At 41.0% G+C, this 18,613-nt stretch carries 18 protein-coding genes; 8 read left to right on the top strand and 10 right to left on the bottom strand.

The window, feature by feature from the left end; all coding sequences use genetic code 11:
* Positions 1-5 precede the first annotated feature (5 nt).
* The 5 genes from ABMY41_RS05780 to ilvY form a co-directional block, all read right to left on the bottom strand.
* Positions 6-698 carry a response regulator gene (locus tag ABMY41_RS05780; protein WP_054562019.1) on the bottom strand — a complete coding sequence of 231 codons (693 nt, stop codon included), beginning with the start codon at positions 696-698 and terminating at the stop codon, positions 6-8.
* Between the two features lie 14 nt (positions 699-712).
* Entirely contained in the window at positions 713-1,099 is a 387-nt protein-coding gene (locus ABMY41_RS05785; RefSeq protein ID WP_055197014.1) for a DUF3019 domain-containing protein, read from the bottom strand.
* A 1-nt stretch (position 1,100) separates the two neighbouring features.
* Positions 1,101-1,934 (bottom strand): MipA/OmpV family protein, encoded by an 834-nt coding sequence (locus tag ABMY41_RS05790; RefSeq protein ID WP_289096848.1) that lies wholly within the window; start codon positions 1,932-1,934, stop codon positions 1,101-1,103.
* A 168-nt stretch (positions 1,935-2,102) separates the two neighbouring features.
* Positions 2,103-3,152, bottom strand: a complete 1,050-nt coding sequence (locus tag ABMY41_RS05795) for a GGDEF domain-containing protein (RefSeq protein ID WP_289096758.1) — start codon at positions 3,150-3,152, stop codon at positions 2,103-2,105.
* A gap of 204 nt (positions 3,153-3,356) precedes the next feature.
* Positions 3,357-4,259, bottom strand: a complete 903-nt coding sequence (ilvY, locus tag ABMY41_RS05800; RefSeq protein WP_063528050.1) for an HTH-type transcriptional activator IlvY — start codon at positions 4,257-4,259, stop codon at positions 3,357-3,359.
* Between the two features lie 146 nt (positions 4,260-4,405).
* Between ilvY and ilvC the strand changes: the two genes are divergently transcribed.
* The 4 genes from ilvC (at position 4,406) to ABMY41_RS05820 (ending at position 10,057) form a co-directional block, all read left to right on the top strand.
* Positions 4,406-5,878: a ketol-acid reductoisomerase gene (gene ilvC / locus ABMY41_RS05805; RefSeq protein ID WP_062564305.1), complete on the top strand. Its 1,473-nt coding sequence runs from the start codon at positions 4,406-4,408 to the stop codon at positions 5,876-5,878.
* A 143-nt stretch (positions 5,879-6,021) separates the two neighbouring features.
* Positions 6,022-7,935: a methyl-accepting chemotaxis protein gene (locus tag ABMY41_RS05810; RefSeq protein ID WP_289096759.1), complete on the top strand. Its 1,914-nt coding sequence runs from the start codon at positions 6,022-6,024 to the stop codon at positions 7,933-7,935.
* Between the two features lie 84 nt (positions 7,936-8,019).
* Positions 8,020-9,204, top strand: a complete 1,185-nt coding sequence (locus ABMY41_RS05815; RefSeq protein WP_349274317.1) for a tetratricopeptide repeat protein — start codon at positions 8,020-8,022, stop codon at positions 9,202-9,204.
* Entirely contained in the window at positions 9,191-10,057 is an 867-nt protein-coding gene (locus ABMY41_RS05820) for a M20/M25/M40 family metallo-hydrolase (RefSeq protein ID WP_349274318.1), read from the top strand. Before ABMY41_RS05815 ends, ABMY41_RS05820 begins: the two co-directional genes overlap by 14 nt.
* On the opposite strand, the gene ABMY41_RS05825 is transcribed toward ABMY41_RS05820, so the two are convergent.
* Positions 10,058-10,375 (bottom strand): GIY-YIG nuclease family protein, encoded by a 318-nt coding sequence (locus ABMY41_RS05825; RefSeq protein WP_062564301.1) that lies wholly within the window; start codon positions 10,373-10,375, stop codon positions 10,058-10,060. It abuts the gene before it with no gap.
* A gap of 117 nt (positions 10,376-10,492) precedes the next feature.
* On the opposite strand from ABMY41_RS05825, the gene bamE reads away from it, so the two are divergent.
* On the top strand, positions 10,493-10,855 hold the full coding sequence (gene bamE / locus ABMY41_RS05830) for an outer membrane protein assembly factor BamE (RefSeq protein ID WP_054551724.1): 363 nt from the start codon (positions 10,493-10,495) through the stop codon (positions 10,853-10,855).
* 42 nt (positions 10,856-10,897) lie between these two features.
* Here bamE and ABMY41_RS05835 read toward each other — a convergent pair whose 3' ends face one another.
* Both ABMY41_RS05835 and ABMY41_RS05840 read right to left on the bottom strand, forming a co-directional pair.
* Positions 10,898-11,224, bottom strand: coding sequence for an RnfH family protein (locus ABMY41_RS05835; RefSeq protein ID WP_055197025.1), 327 nt, complete (start codon positions 11,222-11,224; stop codon positions 10,898-10,900).
* The gene (locus ABMY41_RS05840; RefSeq protein WP_054561884.1) at positions 11,221-11,661 is read right to left on the bottom strand and encodes a type II toxin-antitoxin system RatA family toxin; all 441 of its coding nucleotides are present in this window, start codon (positions 11,659-11,661) and stop codon (positions 11,221-11,223) included. Before ABMY41_RS05840 ends, ABMY41_RS05835 begins: the two co-directional genes overlap by 4 nt.
* A gap of 133 nt (positions 11,662-11,794) precedes the next feature.
* On the opposite strand from ABMY41_RS05840, the gene smpB reads away from it, so the two are divergent.
* A complete protein-coding gene (smpB, locus tag ABMY41_RS05845; RefSeq protein WP_054551727.1) occupies positions 11,795-12,274 on the top strand; it encodes an SsrA-binding protein SmpB in 480 nt (159 codons plus the stop codon).
* Between the two features lie 264 nt (positions 12,275-12,538).
* Positions 12,539-15,064: a TonB-dependent receptor gene (locus ABMY41_RS05850; protein WP_349274330.1), complete on the top strand. Its 2,526-nt coding sequence runs from the start codon at positions 12,539-12,541 to the stop codon at positions 15,062-15,064.
* A 68-nt stretch (positions 15,065-15,132) separates the two neighbouring features.
* On the opposite strand, the gene ABMY41_RS05855 is transcribed toward ABMY41_RS05850, so the two are convergent.
* Together ABMY41_RS05855 and fadR are read right to left on the bottom strand one after the other, a co-directional pair.
* Entirely contained in the window at positions 15,133-15,738 is a 606-nt protein-coding gene (locus ABMY41_RS05855; RefSeq protein WP_054561886.1) for a peroxiredoxin C, read from the bottom strand.
* Positions 15,739-16,023: 285 nt separating this feature from the next.
* On the bottom strand, positions 16,024-16,737 hold the full coding sequence (gene fadR / locus ABMY41_RS05860) for a fatty acid metabolism transcriptional regulator FadR (RefSeq protein WP_054561887.1): 714 nt from the start codon (positions 16,735-16,737) through the stop codon (positions 16,024-16,026).
* A gap of 233 nt (positions 16,738-16,970) precedes the next feature.
* Here fadR and nhaB point away from each other — a divergent pair, with 233 nt between their 5' ends.
* Positions 16,971-18,551: a sodium/proton antiporter NhaB gene (gene nhaB / locus ABMY41_RS05865; protein ID WP_252948648.1), complete on the top strand. Its 1,581-nt coding sequence runs from the start codon at positions 16,971-16,973 to the stop codon at positions 18,549-18,551.
* Positions 18,552-18,613 lie beyond the last annotated feature (62 nt).

Consider the following 18,613-nt stretch of genomic DNA (forward strand, 5'->3'; position numbering starts at 1 on the left):
AAAAATTACATATCCCATGCGTCAGATACGAAAAGGTAACCCTGTCCCCAAACTGTTTTAATTCGGTATGGTTTATCACTGTTATCACCTAATTTCTTACGGATACGCGATACACGTACGTCAACGGTTCGGTCTAAACCATCATATTGACGACCAATCATGTGTTGATGAACATGCTCACGACTTAACACTTCACCAGCATTTGACGCAAGCAACCAAAGCAGCTCAAATTCATGAGAAGTCAGTGTAATTTCACTGCCTTTAAGTGTAACAATGCGGCTAGTTTTATCAATGGTTAAATCGCCAAAGCTAAGCTCTTCTGGCGCTTTGTTTGTAGCTTGACCGCGACGTAACAATGCATTGATACGTGCTAACAATACACGAGGTTCTGCAGGCTTAATTACATAATCATCTGCGCCAAGTTCAAGGCCAATCACTTGGTCAAAGTCCTCACCTTTAGCTGTCAGCATTAAGATAGGTAAGCTAAATTTATCACGTACCTGACGGCAAACGCTAAAGCCATCTTTACCCGGTAACATGACATCTAAAATCATTAAATCAACTGGGTTGTTTTCAAGGTATTCAAATACTTCGTCGCCGCGTTCAAGGACCGCAACATCCAACCCATTATGTTGAAGGTAATCACGTGTTAACTGCTGTAAGCCGAGATCATCTTCAACAAGTAAAATCTTTGCCATTGGTTGCTCCTGAATTAAAAAAAGCTCCACGGTGAGCGTAATCTACGCCTCGTTGTTTTTGCTTCGGTGCTTTGCACTTCGACTTTTGCGGTCGCAATTTTGCTCCCCGTGTGCGGATTGACTAAGGAGTATATTGTTTCAACCTGAACCCGCGCTTTATGGCTGTAAAGCCCTTTTTTGCTGTCGTTCCAGCATTGAATTTGTTGGTTATTTTGAAACAAACACAGATCTTGAGGCAGCTGTGTTTGCCAGCTGATTTTTAACTCAAGATCACAAAATTCGTGCTGTTGTAATACAACACACACTTTTGGCGTGATATCAAACTGAGTCGCTTGCGCATGGCTTGGGGTAGCCCAAATAACAGCAGCAAACACACACAGACTAAAAACAAAATACTTCATATTAAAAAATATGATTGAATCCTATAAATGCAGTCATCGAGTACGTGTGTTCAAAAAGCGGACTGTCATCCACGGCTGAGTAGTCATAATATGCTAAATGAAAACGAAGAGAGTTAGCCTCACTCATTGGCCAACGAGCGTCGATTTTAGCATAAGGTTGCCAGCTACTGCCAACATCTATTTCCCCATATGAGGACTCTTTAGCCGATAAACCATAAAAATAATCATTTAGTCTGGCTGATTTGTACCAGACCCCTAAACTAGGTGCGACAGATAGGTTTCCTATTTGGTGATGTGACTGCCATTGCAATGCACTACGAAGACCTTTATAAACACCTGAAACATCGGCTAGTGCCTGTAAAGAAATCACATGATTATTATGAATATAGTGATAGCTTAAGCCAGCATCTAATGCCCATCGTCTTTTTTTAATATCGTTCGTAGATACTGACTTTTCTGCCAGTTCATTACTAGTGGTCGATTCAACAATAAAGCTATTCGATGTTTGCAGTGCGAAAACATTGCTAGGGTGAAAATCTATAAAGAAGCGAGTCTCAGGGTTGAACTCGGTAACAAAATTAACAACATGAGTATCGCTTTCTTGGAATGAATAACCTAAACGGCCATTATCAAAGAACCATTTTTCACCATAAAATGCGATTTCAGGCATCACAATTAATGGTAAGTTATCACCACCATGAAGCGGGTTCGTGATCACCCCAGCTCCCGTATTAATACTTAGGTGCCACTGCTGGGTATCAATCTGTTGATTTGTCACACGGCTTTCACGTTCAGTGCGCGTTGAATCATCAGCACTTGCTTGACTCAATAGCATGCCAAACAAGGCATACACCGCTGCGCACATCCTGATCGTTTGAGATTTCATTGTTATTTTACGACCAAAGAGGTTTTTGCAATAAGACCATAATATCAAGATGTGAACAAACTGTCGTTGCAAGGTTACAACTATTCACAAATTTGATACATATATCGATTAAGTTTGTTACTCTTCGACGATTTCGATACGATTTCGGCCATGCTCTTTGGCTAAATAGAGTGCTTTATCAGCTTTTGCTATGAGTTGTTCTGGATTACTAGTTTTAGCTTTTATAGCAATACCAAAACTGGCTGTTACTTGGCTTAACACCTTATTAGATTTAGGATCTTTAATTTGTAATTTGGTTACAGCTTGACGTAATTGCTGAGTAAAATTAGTCATGTCACTGATACTGGCAAACTGTGCGGTGAAGCAAAACTCTTCACCACCATAACGATAGGCCTGACCAACACTAGATACATGTTTAAGTAGTTTTGCTGAAACTGCACGCAAAACTTGATCCCCTTTTTGATGGCCAAAGGTGTCGTTAAATTGCTTAAAGTGATCGATATCGACCATAGTAAGAACGGCGACTTCGGCTAGGTTATTGGTTTGACAAAACCGCGTGATATCTTCATCAAATTTACCGCGATTGTATAGCCCTGTAAGTGGATCTTTTTCGGCTTTACTTCGTGACCTAACAAGCTCTTGTTTTAATTCTGTAATTTCTGAATAAGCCAGCGCAAGCTGATTTTGAAAATCTTGTGCACGGCTTTGCAATGCAGCCGATTCATCACTTAAACGCTCTACACAATCAAGTACATCATCAAAGCCACTTTCTTGGCTTATATCAGCTGTATTTAGCTTTTCTCGGCATTCTTGTAGGGCTTCGTTAAAATCAGCTGAATAACTAAGCGCTTCATTGATATCTTGATGCACCCTGCCAACAACATCATTAAAGCCACTCGAAAGCTGATAAAAAAGAGCTAAGTCATCTCTAGATAAGTACTTGTTGAAAAGTTTTTTTGCCTGCTCATGACTGCAGGTATTGTATTTTTTAATAATACTATCAAGCTCTTTGTTTAAGTCTTGATTCTTTTCGCTAACATAGCAATACCAAAGCGCATAATTAAGCGGTGTAATTGGCATTTTGTATTTTACCATTAAAGGAATTGCGAGCTTCAAACAATGGCTCGAGTAGCTTAAAGAATGTTCGGCTTGCGCTGAAAGTATCATGAGTCTAGGCCATGAAAATTTTATTATTTAAATTAAGTTAACAACACTAAGAGAAAAATCAATGAAAAAGGATTTTGCAAACGTAAAACCAGTAAAAAACACGAACATTTTTTACAAAAACCAATACTAAATAATTAATAAAAATAAACCATTTGTATCAACATAATATAGTTAGCAGTAAAGTCGTAGCCACTATATTTTAAACTATATTGCTTGCTGAGTAAGTGATTGAGCAATACTCCAAATGGCGTTGAGTGCCGGATCATGGCGCTCTTTATTTAAAACAGCTAGGCCAATTTCAAATCCTGCAATAGTCTGCTCCGCATCACTCACTATTTGTACTTTATCTTTAAGTGGGCTGTTATCTAGTACAATTTTGGGCACCATGGCAATGCCTAAACCTAAGCTCACCATAGAAACCATGGCTTCGTGGCCAGCAACCTGCGCATAAATTCGGCCATGGATATTTTTTTTACGCCACCACTGCTCAAGCCGCTGCCTAGATAACCCCTGCTCAGCAACAATAAATTCTAAATCTGACCAATCAATTTGTTCATTGTCAGAAAGCTTTTCACTGATCGGGCACACTATTTTTGGTGCTATCAATACTAATGGTGAGTAACCAACGCTGGTAAAGGCTATTTGCCCCGGTAACTTCATCGGTTTTGCAGCAATTGCCATATCTTCATGGCCGTCTAAAACACGATTTATTGCAAGAGCAGGATCACCTGTATTGAGGGTAATTTCAATATATGGATGCTGCATTCGCAGTTGCTCAAGTATTTGGTGTAAAAAACTATATGAGGCGGTTACTGAGCAATAAATACTGACATTGCCATAAACATGCTGTTGCGGCTCTTGTACATTAGCCTTAAAACGGTGCCAGTTAGCAAGCGTTGCATTAGCGTACTCAATAAATGACTCACCCTCACGGGTTAATTTTACGGTGCGATTGTCCCGATTAAACAGCACTACCCCAACTTCTTCTTCAAGTTGCTTGATGTTGCGGCTCAAAGTTGGCGCACTGATATGGCAAAGCTCACTGGCTCTGGCAAAGTGCAGCGTCTTAGCTAACGCCAAAAAGTAATTAAGATGTTTGTGATCCATATCGCCACCATTTCATTTTATGAAATACTTTAATTCAAATATATCATTTTACGCAAGGCAAAAAATTGCATAGTGTTAATACATACAAAGAACACCACGTCGGTTCTTTGATTTTCTAACAAAATTGTATTTATAGGACACTAACAATGGCGAATTATTTTAATACTCTTCCTTTAAGAGAGCAGTTAGCGCAATTAGCGCAGTGTGAATTTATGGACCCAGCAGAGTTTGCTGATGGTGTAGACGCTTTAAAAGGGAAAAAACTCGTTATTGTCGGTTGTGGCGCACAAGGCCTTAACCAAGGTTTAAATTTACGTGATTCAGGTTTAGATGTTTCTTACACACTTCGTGAATCAGCGATTGCTGAGCGTCGTCAATCTTTCTTAAACGCATCTGAAAATGGTTTTACTGTAGGCACATATGAAGAGCTTATTCCAACAGCAGATGTGGTATTAAACCTAACGCCTGATAAACAACATACGGCTGTTGTAACTGCCATCATGCCGTTAATGAAGCAAGGTGCAACACTTGCTTATTCACATGGCTTCAACATTGTTGAAGAAGGCATGCAAATCCGTGAAGACTTAACAGTAATCATGGTTGCACCTAAGTGCCCTGGTTCAGAAGTACGTGAAGAATACAAACGTGGCTTTGGTGTACCAACATTAATTGCGGTTCACCCAGAAAACGACCCTCAAGGCCATGGTTTAGCGCAAGCGAAAGCATATGCAGCAGGTACCGGCGGTCATCGTGCGGGTGTATTAAAATCGTCATTTATTGCAGAAGTTAAATCTGACTTAATGGGTGAGCAAACGATTCTGTGCGGCATGTTACAAACAGGCTCACTACTTTGCTTCGATAAAATGGTGGAAAAAGGCATTGATGCAAGTTACGCATCAAAACTAATCCAATACGGTTGGGAAGTAATCACTGAAGCACTTAAGTATGGTGGTGTAACTAACATGCTTGACCGTTTATCAAACCCAGCAAAAGTGAAAGCATTTGAATTAAGTGAAGAGCTTAAAACAATTATGCGCCCGCTTTATAACAAGCACATGGACGATATCATCAGCGGCGAATTCTCTCGCGGTATGATGGCTGACTGGGCTGAAGATGACGCAAAATTACTAGCATGGCGCGCAGAAACTGCCGAAACTGCATTCGAAAAGCAACAAAATACCGACCAAGAGATCAGCGAGCAAGCATTCTTCGACCAAGGTATTTTAATGGTTGCAATGGTTAAAGCAGGTGTTGAGCTTGCATTCGAAACCATGACTGCGGCAGGTATCATCGCTGAATCTGCTTATTATGAATCACTACACGAAACGCCGCTTATCGCAAACACCATTGCTCGTAAGAAGCTTTTCGAAATGAACCGAACTATTTCAGATACTGCAGAGTATGGCTGTTACTTATACAACCACGCGTGTTTACCGCTTCTACAAGACTTTATGAAAGACATCGACACTGATGTGATTGGTAAAGGACTTGATAGTGCTAGCAACCAAGTTGATAACCAAACCTTGATTGCCGTGAATAAAGCACTACGCGAGCACCCGGTTGAAATCATTGGTAGCAAGCTACGTGGTTACATGTCAGCAATGAAGAAAATTGTTTAACCCTGGAAAGTAAGTTTCGCTTGTTAGAAACCAAGCCCAATTGCTTATATGCTTTGGGCTTTTTTTTGTCCCTACATTGATTCGTCATCTGTAAAGTGTATGCTAAAATTACTGACTTAAATGTTGTAAACTAAGACTCTTTCATGGCGTTAAATCAACTCACCATTACTAAAAAAATTACACTGCTTGGCAGTTCAATTGCCCTCATTGTTGCTGCGTTAATCGGCGCAACAGCGATATACAGTGCAAAACAAATCATCGAACAACGAATGATTGAATCTGAGCTACCTAGCAAACTTCAAGCTATTGATAACTATATTACTCACGATATAAATCAAATGATCAGTGCAGCTGAGCAACTCTCTAGTAACGAATTTGTATTAGAGTGGGCGCGTTCAGGCAATACTGATGATAAAACACTGCTAAAAGAACTTAACCGCCTTGTTAAGCAATACGATTTAGCAACCGCTTCGTGGGCTAATCGTGAGACCGCACAATATTGGAACCAAGACGGCTTCTTGCGCGTTTTAACTAAAGAACAAGATGGTTGGTTTTTTGCGTTTACAAACACCGCACAACCTTTTTCTATCAGTATCTATCAAGAATCACCGACTGATGTGAAAATGTTTGTAAACCACCAGCAAACCAACGGCATTGGTTTAGCAGGCCTTGCTAAAAGCATTGACGATATGCAGGCTATGCTGCAGCGCTTCCAAATTGAAGAAACAGGTTTTGTATTTGTTGCCGATAAAAACGGCCTCATTCAGCTGCATAAAGACGAAAAAAAAGTCGCTAAAGCTAAGTTGGATGACGTTTATAAAACAGGTATCACGCGTACTCTGCTAACGCAAAGCGACTTCAATTTACGAGAGATTGATCTTAATGGTGAAGCAACCTTAGTGGCTGCAAGTCCAATTAAAAACACCGATTTATTTGTTATTGCCCAAGTGCCTAAGCACGAAGTGTTTTCAAGTATTCAGGTTTTACAATGGCAAATTATTAGCTTTGCAATAGTGATTGCGCTGATCGCAAGTTTTGCTGGTTTAGTGCTTGCACGCACGCTTTCATCGCCGCTGTCGAAAATGGCTGAGTTATTCACCCGTTTAGGCTCTGGTGATGCTAACTTAGCATATAGACTTCCTGACTCTGAGCAGCCAGAACTTGCTAACTTATCTGCAGGCTTTAACCAATTTATCTCTAAGATTGAAACTGCAATTAGCCAAGTAGCTCAAGAGAGTAGTGAAATCAGACAAAGCGCTGATCATGTATTTCAGCAAGCACAAAAGAACTCAGAAGCGCTTGATAATCAAAAAGAGCAAACTATCTCGGTTGCTGCGGCGATTAATGAAATGGGTGCGACAGTGCAAGAAATTGCCTCAAGCGCAGCGAACACGGCTAAGCTTACTGAGAATAGTAAGCAGAACACTGAACAAAGCCATACTCAGGTAACGCAAAGTAAAGAAGCGATAATAGAGCTGGCATGTGATATCGATAATATCACCGAGCAAGTAAACGAGCTGGCCAACAAAACGCAAGCCATTGCCAGTATTGTTGACTCTATCAGGGGTATTTCTGAGCAAACTAACTTGTTAGCACTTAATGCGGCGATTGAGTCTGCTCGTGCGGGTGAGCACGGCCGAGGCTTTGCTGTTGTAGCAGATGAAGTAAGAGCACTTGCAAATCGCACTTCACAATCAACAACTGAAATTCAAACTATGATCAGTGAACTTACCAGTACCTCTGATTTAGTGGTTAATCATATTAATCACTCAAAATCACAAGCTCAATTAAGCGTTGATGCAATGCAGAGCTCTGTTGAATTACTTAATGCCATTAACGATGCTGCCAATGAAATAAACGATATGGCAACCTTAATAGCAACTGCGACCGAAGAGCAAAGTAATGTTGTGGCAGATGTGGGTCGTAACATTGAGCAAATAAGTGACATTAGTGATAACGTCATGCGTGAACAAATTGACAGTGAACAAGCAATCAAAGACTTAGCGAACAGTGCGCAAACCCTTGATGACCTTGTTGCGACGTTTGATAAACGCTGACACGTTTTGTAACAGTTAACCCTGACCCTTTTTCATTCACGGCCTATACTTAAATGGTATTAGGCCATGATTTAAGAGGGTCAGATGAAATTATCTAGCATTGTTTTAGCCTCAAGCTTTTGCTTATTAACAGCTTGTAGTAGTACAGAAAATAACACCGCTCCCCCACCATTTGCTTTGACGCAAAGTAATACGTTTAATCAAACCCCAGTTGAAACTCAACAAGAGATTTTTGCATTAAGCGAACATGTTAAAGAGCAACTTGATAGTGCTTTTCCAAAAGACAGCCGTTCATTGCAAAGCACTAAACGTTTGCTGAAGTTCCTGTTGCAAAATGGCGATGCGTCTTTATCTTATCAATCTGGTGCGACCTTAACCGCTAATCAAGCCTACTCAAATTTAAACGCCAACTGTTTATCGTTATCGATTTTAGCCTATAGTCTTGCTGACTACCTTAGCCTTGCAGGACAATTTCAAAAAGTGCATATCCCAGAATATTGGGCACTTGATAATGGCTTTAATTTACTCACAGGCCATATCAACTTAAAAGTAAGTGAAGCTCAAAAACTTGTGGTAAATAGAAAAGTCATTTACCCAGAAGAGCGCTCTTTAGTAATAGACTTTGACCCTAACAGCCGCCAAGAAGCGTTTAAAACTAGCAACATCAATAAAGCCCGCATCACAGCAATGTTTTATAACAATAAAGGTGCAGCTGCGATGCTAAAACATGATTATGATACTGCTTTTAGCTATTACAAAGCAGCAGTTGATATTGATAGCAACTACTCAGGTGCATGGGGCAACCTTGGGGTATTATTCAGATTAACAAGTGACTATCAAAATGCTGAAACAGCCTACCAATACGCGATTAGTTTAGATCCTGACAACAACACCGCATTAGGCAATTTAGCAAGACTCTATAACCTCACTGATCGTAAAGAGCAAGGTCAAGCTATATTAGCCAAGCTTGATAAAAAGCGCCAAGCAAACCCGTATTATCATATTTCTTTAGGAAATGACGCCTATACAACCGCCCGTTATCAAGATGCCTTAAAGCACTACAAAAAAGCCCGTGACTTAAATCCAACCCTGCATGATACTGATTTTGGTTTAGCGAGAACCTACTATCAATTGGGGGACTTAAAACTGGCTAAAAAGTATTTAACTATGGCAAACAATAAAGCAGACTTTGATCATGATAAACAGCGTTACGAAAGTAAATTACAAGCGCTTCGCTCGCATACTGCAAAGCTTATTGATTACCGCTAGTGCTGTACTGATAAGCATTGGGCAAGCTTTTGCCAATACAGACTTAGAACAAGACATCATAACGCTAACATCGGCCCAATTTGCAGGACGAAAAACGAATACCAAGGGCTCGAAATTAGCCGCCGACTTCATAGTAGAGCGCTTTGTAGCACTTGGCTATTCGGTTAATGAACAAGGTTTTACTTATCAATCAGGATTCTTTGGCAAGGCTAAAGGACGGAACATTATTGCGTCCCAAAATAGCCGCTGTGAAAACTGTAAAAAAGTTATTTTTACTGCCCACTATGATCACCTAGGGCAAAAAGGCAGTCGGCTTTATCCTGGTGCTAATGACAATGCCAGCGGCGTTGCCGCTTTACTTTATTTAGCTGAGCACTTTGCACAAAGCCCCCAGCCCTATCAATTAATTTTTGTTGCAACCGATGCAGAAGAAAATGGCCTACATGGTAGCGAGTACTTGGCATCAACACTTAATAAAGACGAAATCAAACTTAATATTAATTTAGATATGCTCGTTGTAAACCCACGAAAACCGCGTATCTATGTGTTTTTAGATAAGCAATCACTAGCGCAATATCAAACTGACATTAAAACCCTATCTGATGAGCAGCTAACCTTTATGGCAACTAGCTCGTCAGCGAGGCTGAATCGATTATTTGATCTCAAAGTTGATTGGCGCAGAGCAAGTGACCATTATTCATTCGCTAAAGCCGGGATCCCTTACATTTATTTTGGCATCGGACACGATAAACATCATCATCAAAGCACTGACACAGCGGCGCACATCGACTTTACATTGTTCGAATATGCCATGGCGAAGATAGCCCTATTTATTGAAAGGCTTCCAAGTTAGCTATTTGGGTAGTTCAGAGGTTAAAACAAACTGCCTTTTTTGTGCTTTGCTGAGCTTTTTTACGCTTATTTCAAGTTTAGTTGCTTCACTACGATTACCTACCTGCTGTTGATAGATAAGTGTTAAAGGCCCTTTGCCTTTGAGGTTTTTAGCCCCTTTTCCCGCTTGATGCTGCATAAAACGCTTTTCAACGTTAGTGCTGATCCCAGTGTACCAATGACCTAAACGTGTTTGCACTATATACAAATGCCACAGGGCCTCTGAATTTTCGTTGTTTTTTATAGGCTGCTGTAAACTTTCTGGGTTTGCTGTGGTCAAATCTGTGCCTCGTGATTGTTAATCGCATTTCAGTAAAAACAATTACTGAAAAGGGTTTTACCTTCTGTGACTAATCGGTATCATGCAGTGTATAAAAAATAAGGATTCAAACAAATAATGCAGTCGTTTAAAACTTTTTCTTTTTGGTTAGTACTTACCCTTACTTTAAGTGCTACAGCAGGGTGTTCAAGCTGGGTTTACCGAATCAACATTCCTCAAGGTAACTTCTTAGAGCAATCAGATGTAGATAAGCTTCGTGTAAATATGACTCGCGAGCAAGTACTGTATGTACTAGGCAAGCCAGTAGCTGAAGACTCATTTGATAAAAATACCTGGCACTACCTGTACGTATTCAACCTTGGTCGTAGCAACGAGCAACGTAAGTCACTCACTATTAACTTTGAAAACGATAAGCTTGTTTCGTTGTCGGGAGACTATGAACAACCTAGCGAATTTAATACGCCGCTTGAACAAGAGTAATAGCAGCGCAAATTATTAAGGGTAGCCTAAGCTACCCTTTTTTTATGCTTTATTTAAAGGGCGACCGCCCGTCACTTTGTTGGCTCGGCCCTCTTCTTTGGCTTTTTCAGCCCGGCGTCTGCGTGCATCCTTTGGATCAGCAATAAGCGGTCGATAGATTTCTATGCGATCGCCATCTTTTACTTCTTGATGCAGTTTACAAGTACGATTCCAAATCCCAAGCGTTAGGTTATTTGCGTCTATTTCAGGGCACTTATCAATAATACCTGACTTAATCACCGCTTGCTCAGCTGTAGTGCCTACTGGCACTTCTACCAGCAAACTAGTTGCCGTTGTAGGTAAGGCAAAAACCACTTCAACAGTGATCATGGGCGAACTCCATATACAGTTTTAGCGCGTTGTGTAAATGCATTAACCATGTTCTTAGCGACTTCGTTAAATACTTTACCGAAAGCCATCTCAATAAGTTTACTAGCAAATTCAAACTCAAGGTGAAGCTGAACTTTACATGCTTTATCGTCCAGCGGTAAAAAATGCCATTTACCTTGCAGCTTTTTAAATGGGCCGTCGACTAAGCGTAGTGCAACAGTTTGCTCATCAATAAAGGTATTTTCGGTAGTGAACCACTTTTTTAAGCCGGCTTTTGAGATCTCTAAACTGGCCGTCATGCCACTGGCTTGTTGTGTAACGATTTTTGCATCTGAGCAATGTGGTAAAAACTCTGGATAAGCATCAACATCATTCACTAAATCAAACATTTCTTTGCTGCTGTACATTACCAGCGCACTTTTTTCTATTTGCGGCATATTCACTCCCAACTTTGTCGGCGAATTTTAGCAAGCTTTGGCTATTTCCCCAAATTTTAGTAACACGAAAATATCTGCAAAGCCTTAAAAAAGCGATGTAAAAACGCTGTTTTTACGTATAATATGAGCCACTATGGCTAAGAAAAAATCATCTAAATCGACAAGTAATACCATCGCGCTTAACAAAAAAGCGCGTCATGAGTATTTTTTACACGATAAGTTCGAAGCAGGGGTTGAACTACAGGGCTGGGAAGTAAAAAGTATCCGAGCTGGTAAAGTAAACATCTCTGAGACTTATATTCACATTAAAAACGGCGAAGCATTTTTACTTGGCAGTCAAATTCAGCCTCTCAACAGTGCTTCTACTCACGTAATTTGCGATCCTTTAAGGTATCGTAAGTTACTTTTAAATAAGCGTGAAATCGATCGTCTTATCGGTGCTACAGAACGCGAAGGTTTTTCATTAATCGCAACTGCAATGTACTGGAAAAAATGCTGGGTGAAGTTGGAGTTCCACCTTGCTAAAGGTAAAAAGATGCACGACAAACGTGAAGACGGAAAAAATAAAGATTGGGCGCGTGAAAAAGAACGCCTGATGAAACATAAAGCTTAATTTATGAAATGAGCCTAACCTTTTGTTAGGCTCGTCCCCCGTATCAGTCCTGACTCTTCCCACTTAAGAACTTCAACCCTTTAATAAACCCATACTTTTTTGCTATTCCATTCACCACTGTTTACATGGTATCAATCTTTGTCGTGATTAATTCACAATACTCTTACAATTATACAAGGATTGAAATATATGAAGAACACCCATCGCTTTATACAACGACCTCTCTATGCATTTACAGTTGCAGCATTAGCTGGCACAAGTTTTATGTCTGCTGCTGCAGAGCGAGACGGAGCTGAAAAGGTCGAGCGTATTGAAGTTACAGGTTCTCGCATCAAGCGCTCGGATATTGAAGGGCCATCACCTGTTCAATCAATCAGTCGTGCAGACATCGATAACATGGGCTACGACAACCTACAACAACTATTAGAGCGTATGCCTGTTGCCGGTAATGGTACTTTTTCTACTCGCGGTAATAACCAAGACTCTACAGCCAATGGTGCTGCAGCAGTTAGCCTTCGTGGCTTAGGCTCAGACGCTACATTGGTACTTATTAACGGCCGTCGTGTATCTATTAGCGCCTTTGCTGAGAGCATTACCAATTCATTCGTTGATATCAACTCAATTCCTGTCTCTGCGATTGAGCGTATAGATATTTTAAAGGATGGCGCATCAGCTATTTATGGCTCTGATGCAGTTGCAGGTGTTGTTAATATTATCTTAAAAAAAGATATTAACGGCCTAGAAGTAAACCTTGGATATGGTGGTACTGATGGTCCTAACTACGAAGAAAAAACAGCAAGCCTAGTTTGGGGTACCAGCACAGAAAAAAGCAGTGCATCAATTATTATTGATTACTTTAACAACACCGCACTTTCTTCAGATGAAATGGGCCGCTTAGGCACAGCAAACCAAGAACCATACGGCGGTATGGATTTTCGCTCATCCCGTGGTTTCCCGGGCTACTTTTATGTAGATGGTGAAAAAACAATTGATCCGGCCTGTCCGGCAGAAAATGCAACTGCAAGTGGCAGCTGCTTATTTGACTACGGCCCATTTGGTTATGTAACCCCAGCATCTGAGCGTGTCGGTGCTATCTCACAATTTGATTATAACTTCGACAATGGTATTTCAGCTTTCTTAGAAGTTGCAGTACAACATAATACGTCGCAAGCTGCAGGTGCACCGACTCCTCTTGATGAAGATGCAGGCCTTACAGTACCAGCAAGCCATCCTAACAACCCGTTTGGCCAAGACATCGAAATTGGTCGCTACAGAACGGTAGATGCCGGCCCTCGCCAATGGGATATTGAATCAGATACGCTGCGTTTTGTTGCGGGCCTAAAAGGTGAGATCAGCGACTGGAGCTGGGAAGCAGCAGTTCAAAAAGGTCGCAGTAAATCAATGCAAACCGGTGACAGAAGCCAAGGTTGGGTGCGCACTGATTTCTTACAACAAGAAATCGATGCAGGTAACTATAACCCATTTGGTGGCACCTATAATGACCAAGCAGTTATTGACCGTATCACGACAAGCTTAGTGCGCCGTGGTGAGTCTCATATGACTTCATTTGATGCAAATATCAGTGGTGAAGCATTCAGCTTTGGCGATGATGTAGTAATGATGGCTGCTGGTATTGAATACCGTGAAGAAGATGTAAACGATATTCCAGACGACCAATTTCAACGTGGGTTAATCTTTGGTACTGAGTCTGTCTCAGCCGCTGCAGAACGCGATCAATACGCAGCTTATATTGAGTTTTCAATTCCGTTAGCAGATAACCTAGAACTGCAGTTAGCGGGTCGATACGATGACTACAGCGATTTTGGCTCAACAACAAACCCTAAAGTAGCTGTTCGCTGGGCACCTACAGATTCAATCACTGTTCGTGGTTCGTGGGCTCAAGGTTTCCGCGCCCCTTCATTGGCACAAATTGGTTTAGGTCCATCTGAAGAGAGTCAATTCTTTGTAGATACTTATCGCTGTCAGGCAACAGGACAGGATTGTAACGCTCTAGATTACAATATCCAATTTGCAGGTAACCCAAACCTTGAAGCTGAAGAATCAGAGTCATGGAATGTGGGTTTCATTTGGGCACCAACCGCTGAATTTGGTTTTGGAATCGATGTATGGAGCATTACCCAAGATAATAAGATTGACGAGCAAGAGTTCGGCCCTATCTATGATAACAACTGTAATGACCAAAACAGCACTGTGTGTGTGCGTTTAGCGCCACAAAATGGTCAGAGTTTAGGTGTAATCCAAAAAGTTTACAGCACCTTTGAAAACGTCTCATCACAAGAAGTATCGGGTGTCGATGTATCGGCTAACTACACACATGCGATGAACGATTACGGCTTCTTAAAATTCAATTTAGAATGGGCTTACCAAAACGAATTTAAGAAAGATGGCCGCGATTACACTGGCGAGTATCGTTATCCTGAAAACCGTTGGATTTTCTCAACAAACTGGGAAATGGGTGACTTCAACACTAATGTGAACGTCAGTTACACGGGCGAGTTTGAAGATACGCCAGATATCGACTTTGACGGTAATTTAGACTTTGATAGCAACACATCACGTATGGTTGATTCACAAACGCTAGTTGATTTACAAACTGCGTATAACTTCTCAGAGAAAATCAAACTTTCTGTGGGTGTGAATAACGTGTTTGATGAAGATCCTCCGTTTGCAATCGGTGATGGTGATGGCGACTTATATGGCTATGTATCAAGCGTACATAACCCACGTGGTCGTTACTTCTATACTAAGCTAACAATGCGCTTTAACTAATCTCATTGAGCTTAAAAACAAAAACCCGCCAATTGGCGGGTTTTTTAATTCTTTAACTAAGGCCTAGATTATAGGTCGCCTTCGTTTTCAGAAAGGAATTTAGCAACACCTGCAGGGCTTGCGTCCATACCTTTTTTACCTTCAGTCCAACCAGCTGGACATACTTCACCGTGCTCGCTGTGGAACGCTAGCGCGTCAACCATGCGGATCATTTCGTCGATATTACGGCCTAGTGGAAGGTCGTTAACTACTTGGTGACGTACGTTACCTTCTTCGTCGATTAGGAAAGAACCACGGAAAGCAACACCTGCTTCTGGGTGCTCAACGTCGTATGCTTGACAGATTTCGTGTTTAACGTCTGCAACTAGTGCATATTTAACTTGACCAATACCACCGTCAGCAACGGCAGTGTTACGCCATGCATTGTGTGAGAATTGTGAATCGATAGAAACACCGATTACTTCAACGCCACGCTTTTGGAATTCTTCAAAACGCTTGTCGAAAGCGATTAGCTCTGAAGGACAAACGAAAGTGAAGTCTAACGGGTAAAAGAAGATAACTGCTTTTTTACCTTTGATAGTTTCTTTTAGGTTGAAGTTTTCAACGATTTCACCGTTACCAAGAACAGCTGCTGCAGTAAAGTCTGGTGCCTGACGGCCAACTAATACACCCATTTTTATCTCCAAATATTTGAGTTTATTTCCAATTGCCTATGCAATACTCACTTAGATATGGTTACTAAAAATCAAAAACCAAGAGTAAGTATTGATAATTTGCAAGATAGTTTAATGAGGTTACAGACAAATGAACAATCGAAAAAAACGATATGCTTAATCGGAAAAATTGATTCGCTATAAACGTGGATTGAGATAACTCTATATTAGTGTGCAAATTGACCGACAGAACAAAAAAACCCAGCTTTTAGCTGGGTTCTTATAATAACTTATCAATACGGACGCTTAGTCCATGATATCTTCTGGCATATCACCACGGATTTGCTGCCAGATTTCGCCTGTTTGATGGCCGTATTTACGCATCATAGAAATCGCACCATCATGCTCACGACGCTCAGCAAGCTCTGTTAGGTCTTTATAAAACTGACGCGCTAATTCACGGGTACGAGAATCAGAGAAGTAGTGGCAGCCAATTTTTGAGTAGAAACCTTTAAAACCATTTAAGATAAGCACGTAAATGCGGTTATTACCCGCTACTGCTAATTCATGGTGAACTTTATAATCGTAATCAGCAAATGCTTGAGCACTGTCTTCAAGCTCTTCACTTTGCGATAAAATTTCAATTACACGCTCTGGGGCAAGCTTAATAGCCGCACGGGTATAAATTGCGCTAATATTAGTGCGAGCAGAAAGTAATTGGTCTGTAAGCTCTGGCATTTTGTCTTCATCAAGACGTGCTAGCGTCTCTAGAATGTTAAGACCCGAGGTTTCCCAGAAGTTATTTACACGTGTAGGTTTACCGTGTTGAATCGTTAGCCAGCCATCACGAGCTAGACGCTGAAGTACTTCACGTAAGGTTGTACGTGTTACACCAATCAGCTCTGACAATTCACGTTCAGCAGGAAGAATTGAGCCAGGCGGAAAGTCACCATTCCAAATAGATTCAACAATGTATTCTTCAGCAAAACCTGCTGGGCTTTTCGCTTTAAAAATTCTCATCCAATTTCCACTTGAGTTAGCAACTACTTTTACCGCATTTGGTGTTCAACTCACTGATTGTACCAGATGATCTGCAACTAACAAGTAAACTAACTCCGCAGTGCATAAAAATCTACAAGATCTAGTTAAATAAATGACCTTTTGGATTAAAAGTACGCCAAATAACAATACTTTCGATATACTGAATTTCTAATTATTAACAATAACAACCAGCACTATTAAAAGGTACGGCCATGCAGCAGCGCGTTTTACCAGCAGTATTTAAAAATTTTTTGGGGACTTCGCCACAGTGGTATAAATACACCATTATTGCGTTTTTACTAATCAACCCGGTGTTATTTCAACTTAACCCTTATCTGGCAGGGTGGGTATTAGTGCTAGAGTTTATTTTTACACTCGCCATGGCACTTAAATGTTACCCGCTACAACCGGGAGGCTTATTAGCAATTGAGGCCTTATTTATCGGCATGACAACCGCCGGCCAAGTTGAACATGAAATAGTACAGAATATCGATGTGATCCTGTTACTTATCTTTATGGTTGCCGGCATCTATTTTATGAAAGACTTGCTTTTGTATATCTTCACAAAGCTGGTTGTTTCGGTGCGAAGTAAAACCGTATTGTCGCTGTCGTTCACGATTGCTGCGGCTTTTTTATCTGCTTTCTTAGATGCGTTAACGGTGATGGCGGTGGTTATTGCCGTTGCGATGGGCTTTTACAGTATTTACCACAAGGTTGCATCAGGAAAAGACTCTAGCAGCGAGCATGATATTAATGACGATAACCAAGTTCGCCCTGTAAACCGTCAAGAGCTTGAAGAGTTTCGTGCTTTTCTTCGTAACTTATTAATGCATGCATCAATTGGTACTGCCTTAGGCGGTGTTTGTACCATGGTAGGCGAGCCACAGAACTTGATCATTGCTGAGCGTGCTGGCTGGTTATTTGGCGAATTTTTCTTCCGAATGTTGCCTATTACTTTACCCGTTATGATTGCCGGTATTGCCACTACTTTCTTACTCGAAAAAACCAAAGCCTTTGGTTACGGCGCAAAACTCCCTGCCCCCATCCACACGATTTTATCGGATCATGCTAAAAAGCTTGAGAAAAAACGCACTACACGCGACAAAGTGAACTTAGCGATTCAAGCTTTCATTGCTGTTTGGTTGATCATAGGTTTAGCCCTTCACTTAGCCACTGTTGGTTTAATTGGTTTGTCTGTCATTATTTTTGCCACAGCCAGTGCCGGTATTATTGAAGAGCACCAATTAGGTAAAGCATTTGAAGAAGCCCTACCATTCACAGCGTTACTTTGCGTATTCTTCTCTATTGTTGCAGTTATTATCGACCAGCATTTATTTACTCCTGTGATCGCATGGGTGCTTACCTTTGAAGGTCAGCTGCAACTGGTGATGTTCTTTATTGCCAACGGTATTCTGTCGATGGTCAGCGATAACGTGTTCGTGGGTACTGTGTATATCAATGAAGTGGCTGCTGCGTTACAGGCAGGTCAAATTACCCGTGATCAATTTGACCTATTAGCTGTGGCAATTAACACAGGTACTAATTTACCAAGTGTTGCAACGCCTAATGGACAAGCTGCCTTCTTGTTCTTGCTTACATCAACATTAGCCCCTGTGTTAAGACTATCTTATGGACGCATGGTATACATGGCGCTACCTTATACCATAGTGTTGACGATTGTTGGCTTGAGCATGACCTTATTCAGCCTTTCAGATATGACTGACTTGCTGTATCAATGGGGCTTAATCAATCACCACAGCGGTGCGTTACCTGGCTCATTAGGTGGTCACTAGAACGATTATTTAAAACTAAAAAGCCTGCTTGATGCGGGCTTTTTTGATAGAGTTTTTTTGCT

This window comes from Pseudoalteromonas sp. BZA4 (assembly GCF_040104395.1).
Lineage (GTDB): Bacteria > Pseudomonadota > Gammaproteobacteria > Enterobacterales > Alteromonadaceae > Pseudoalteromonas.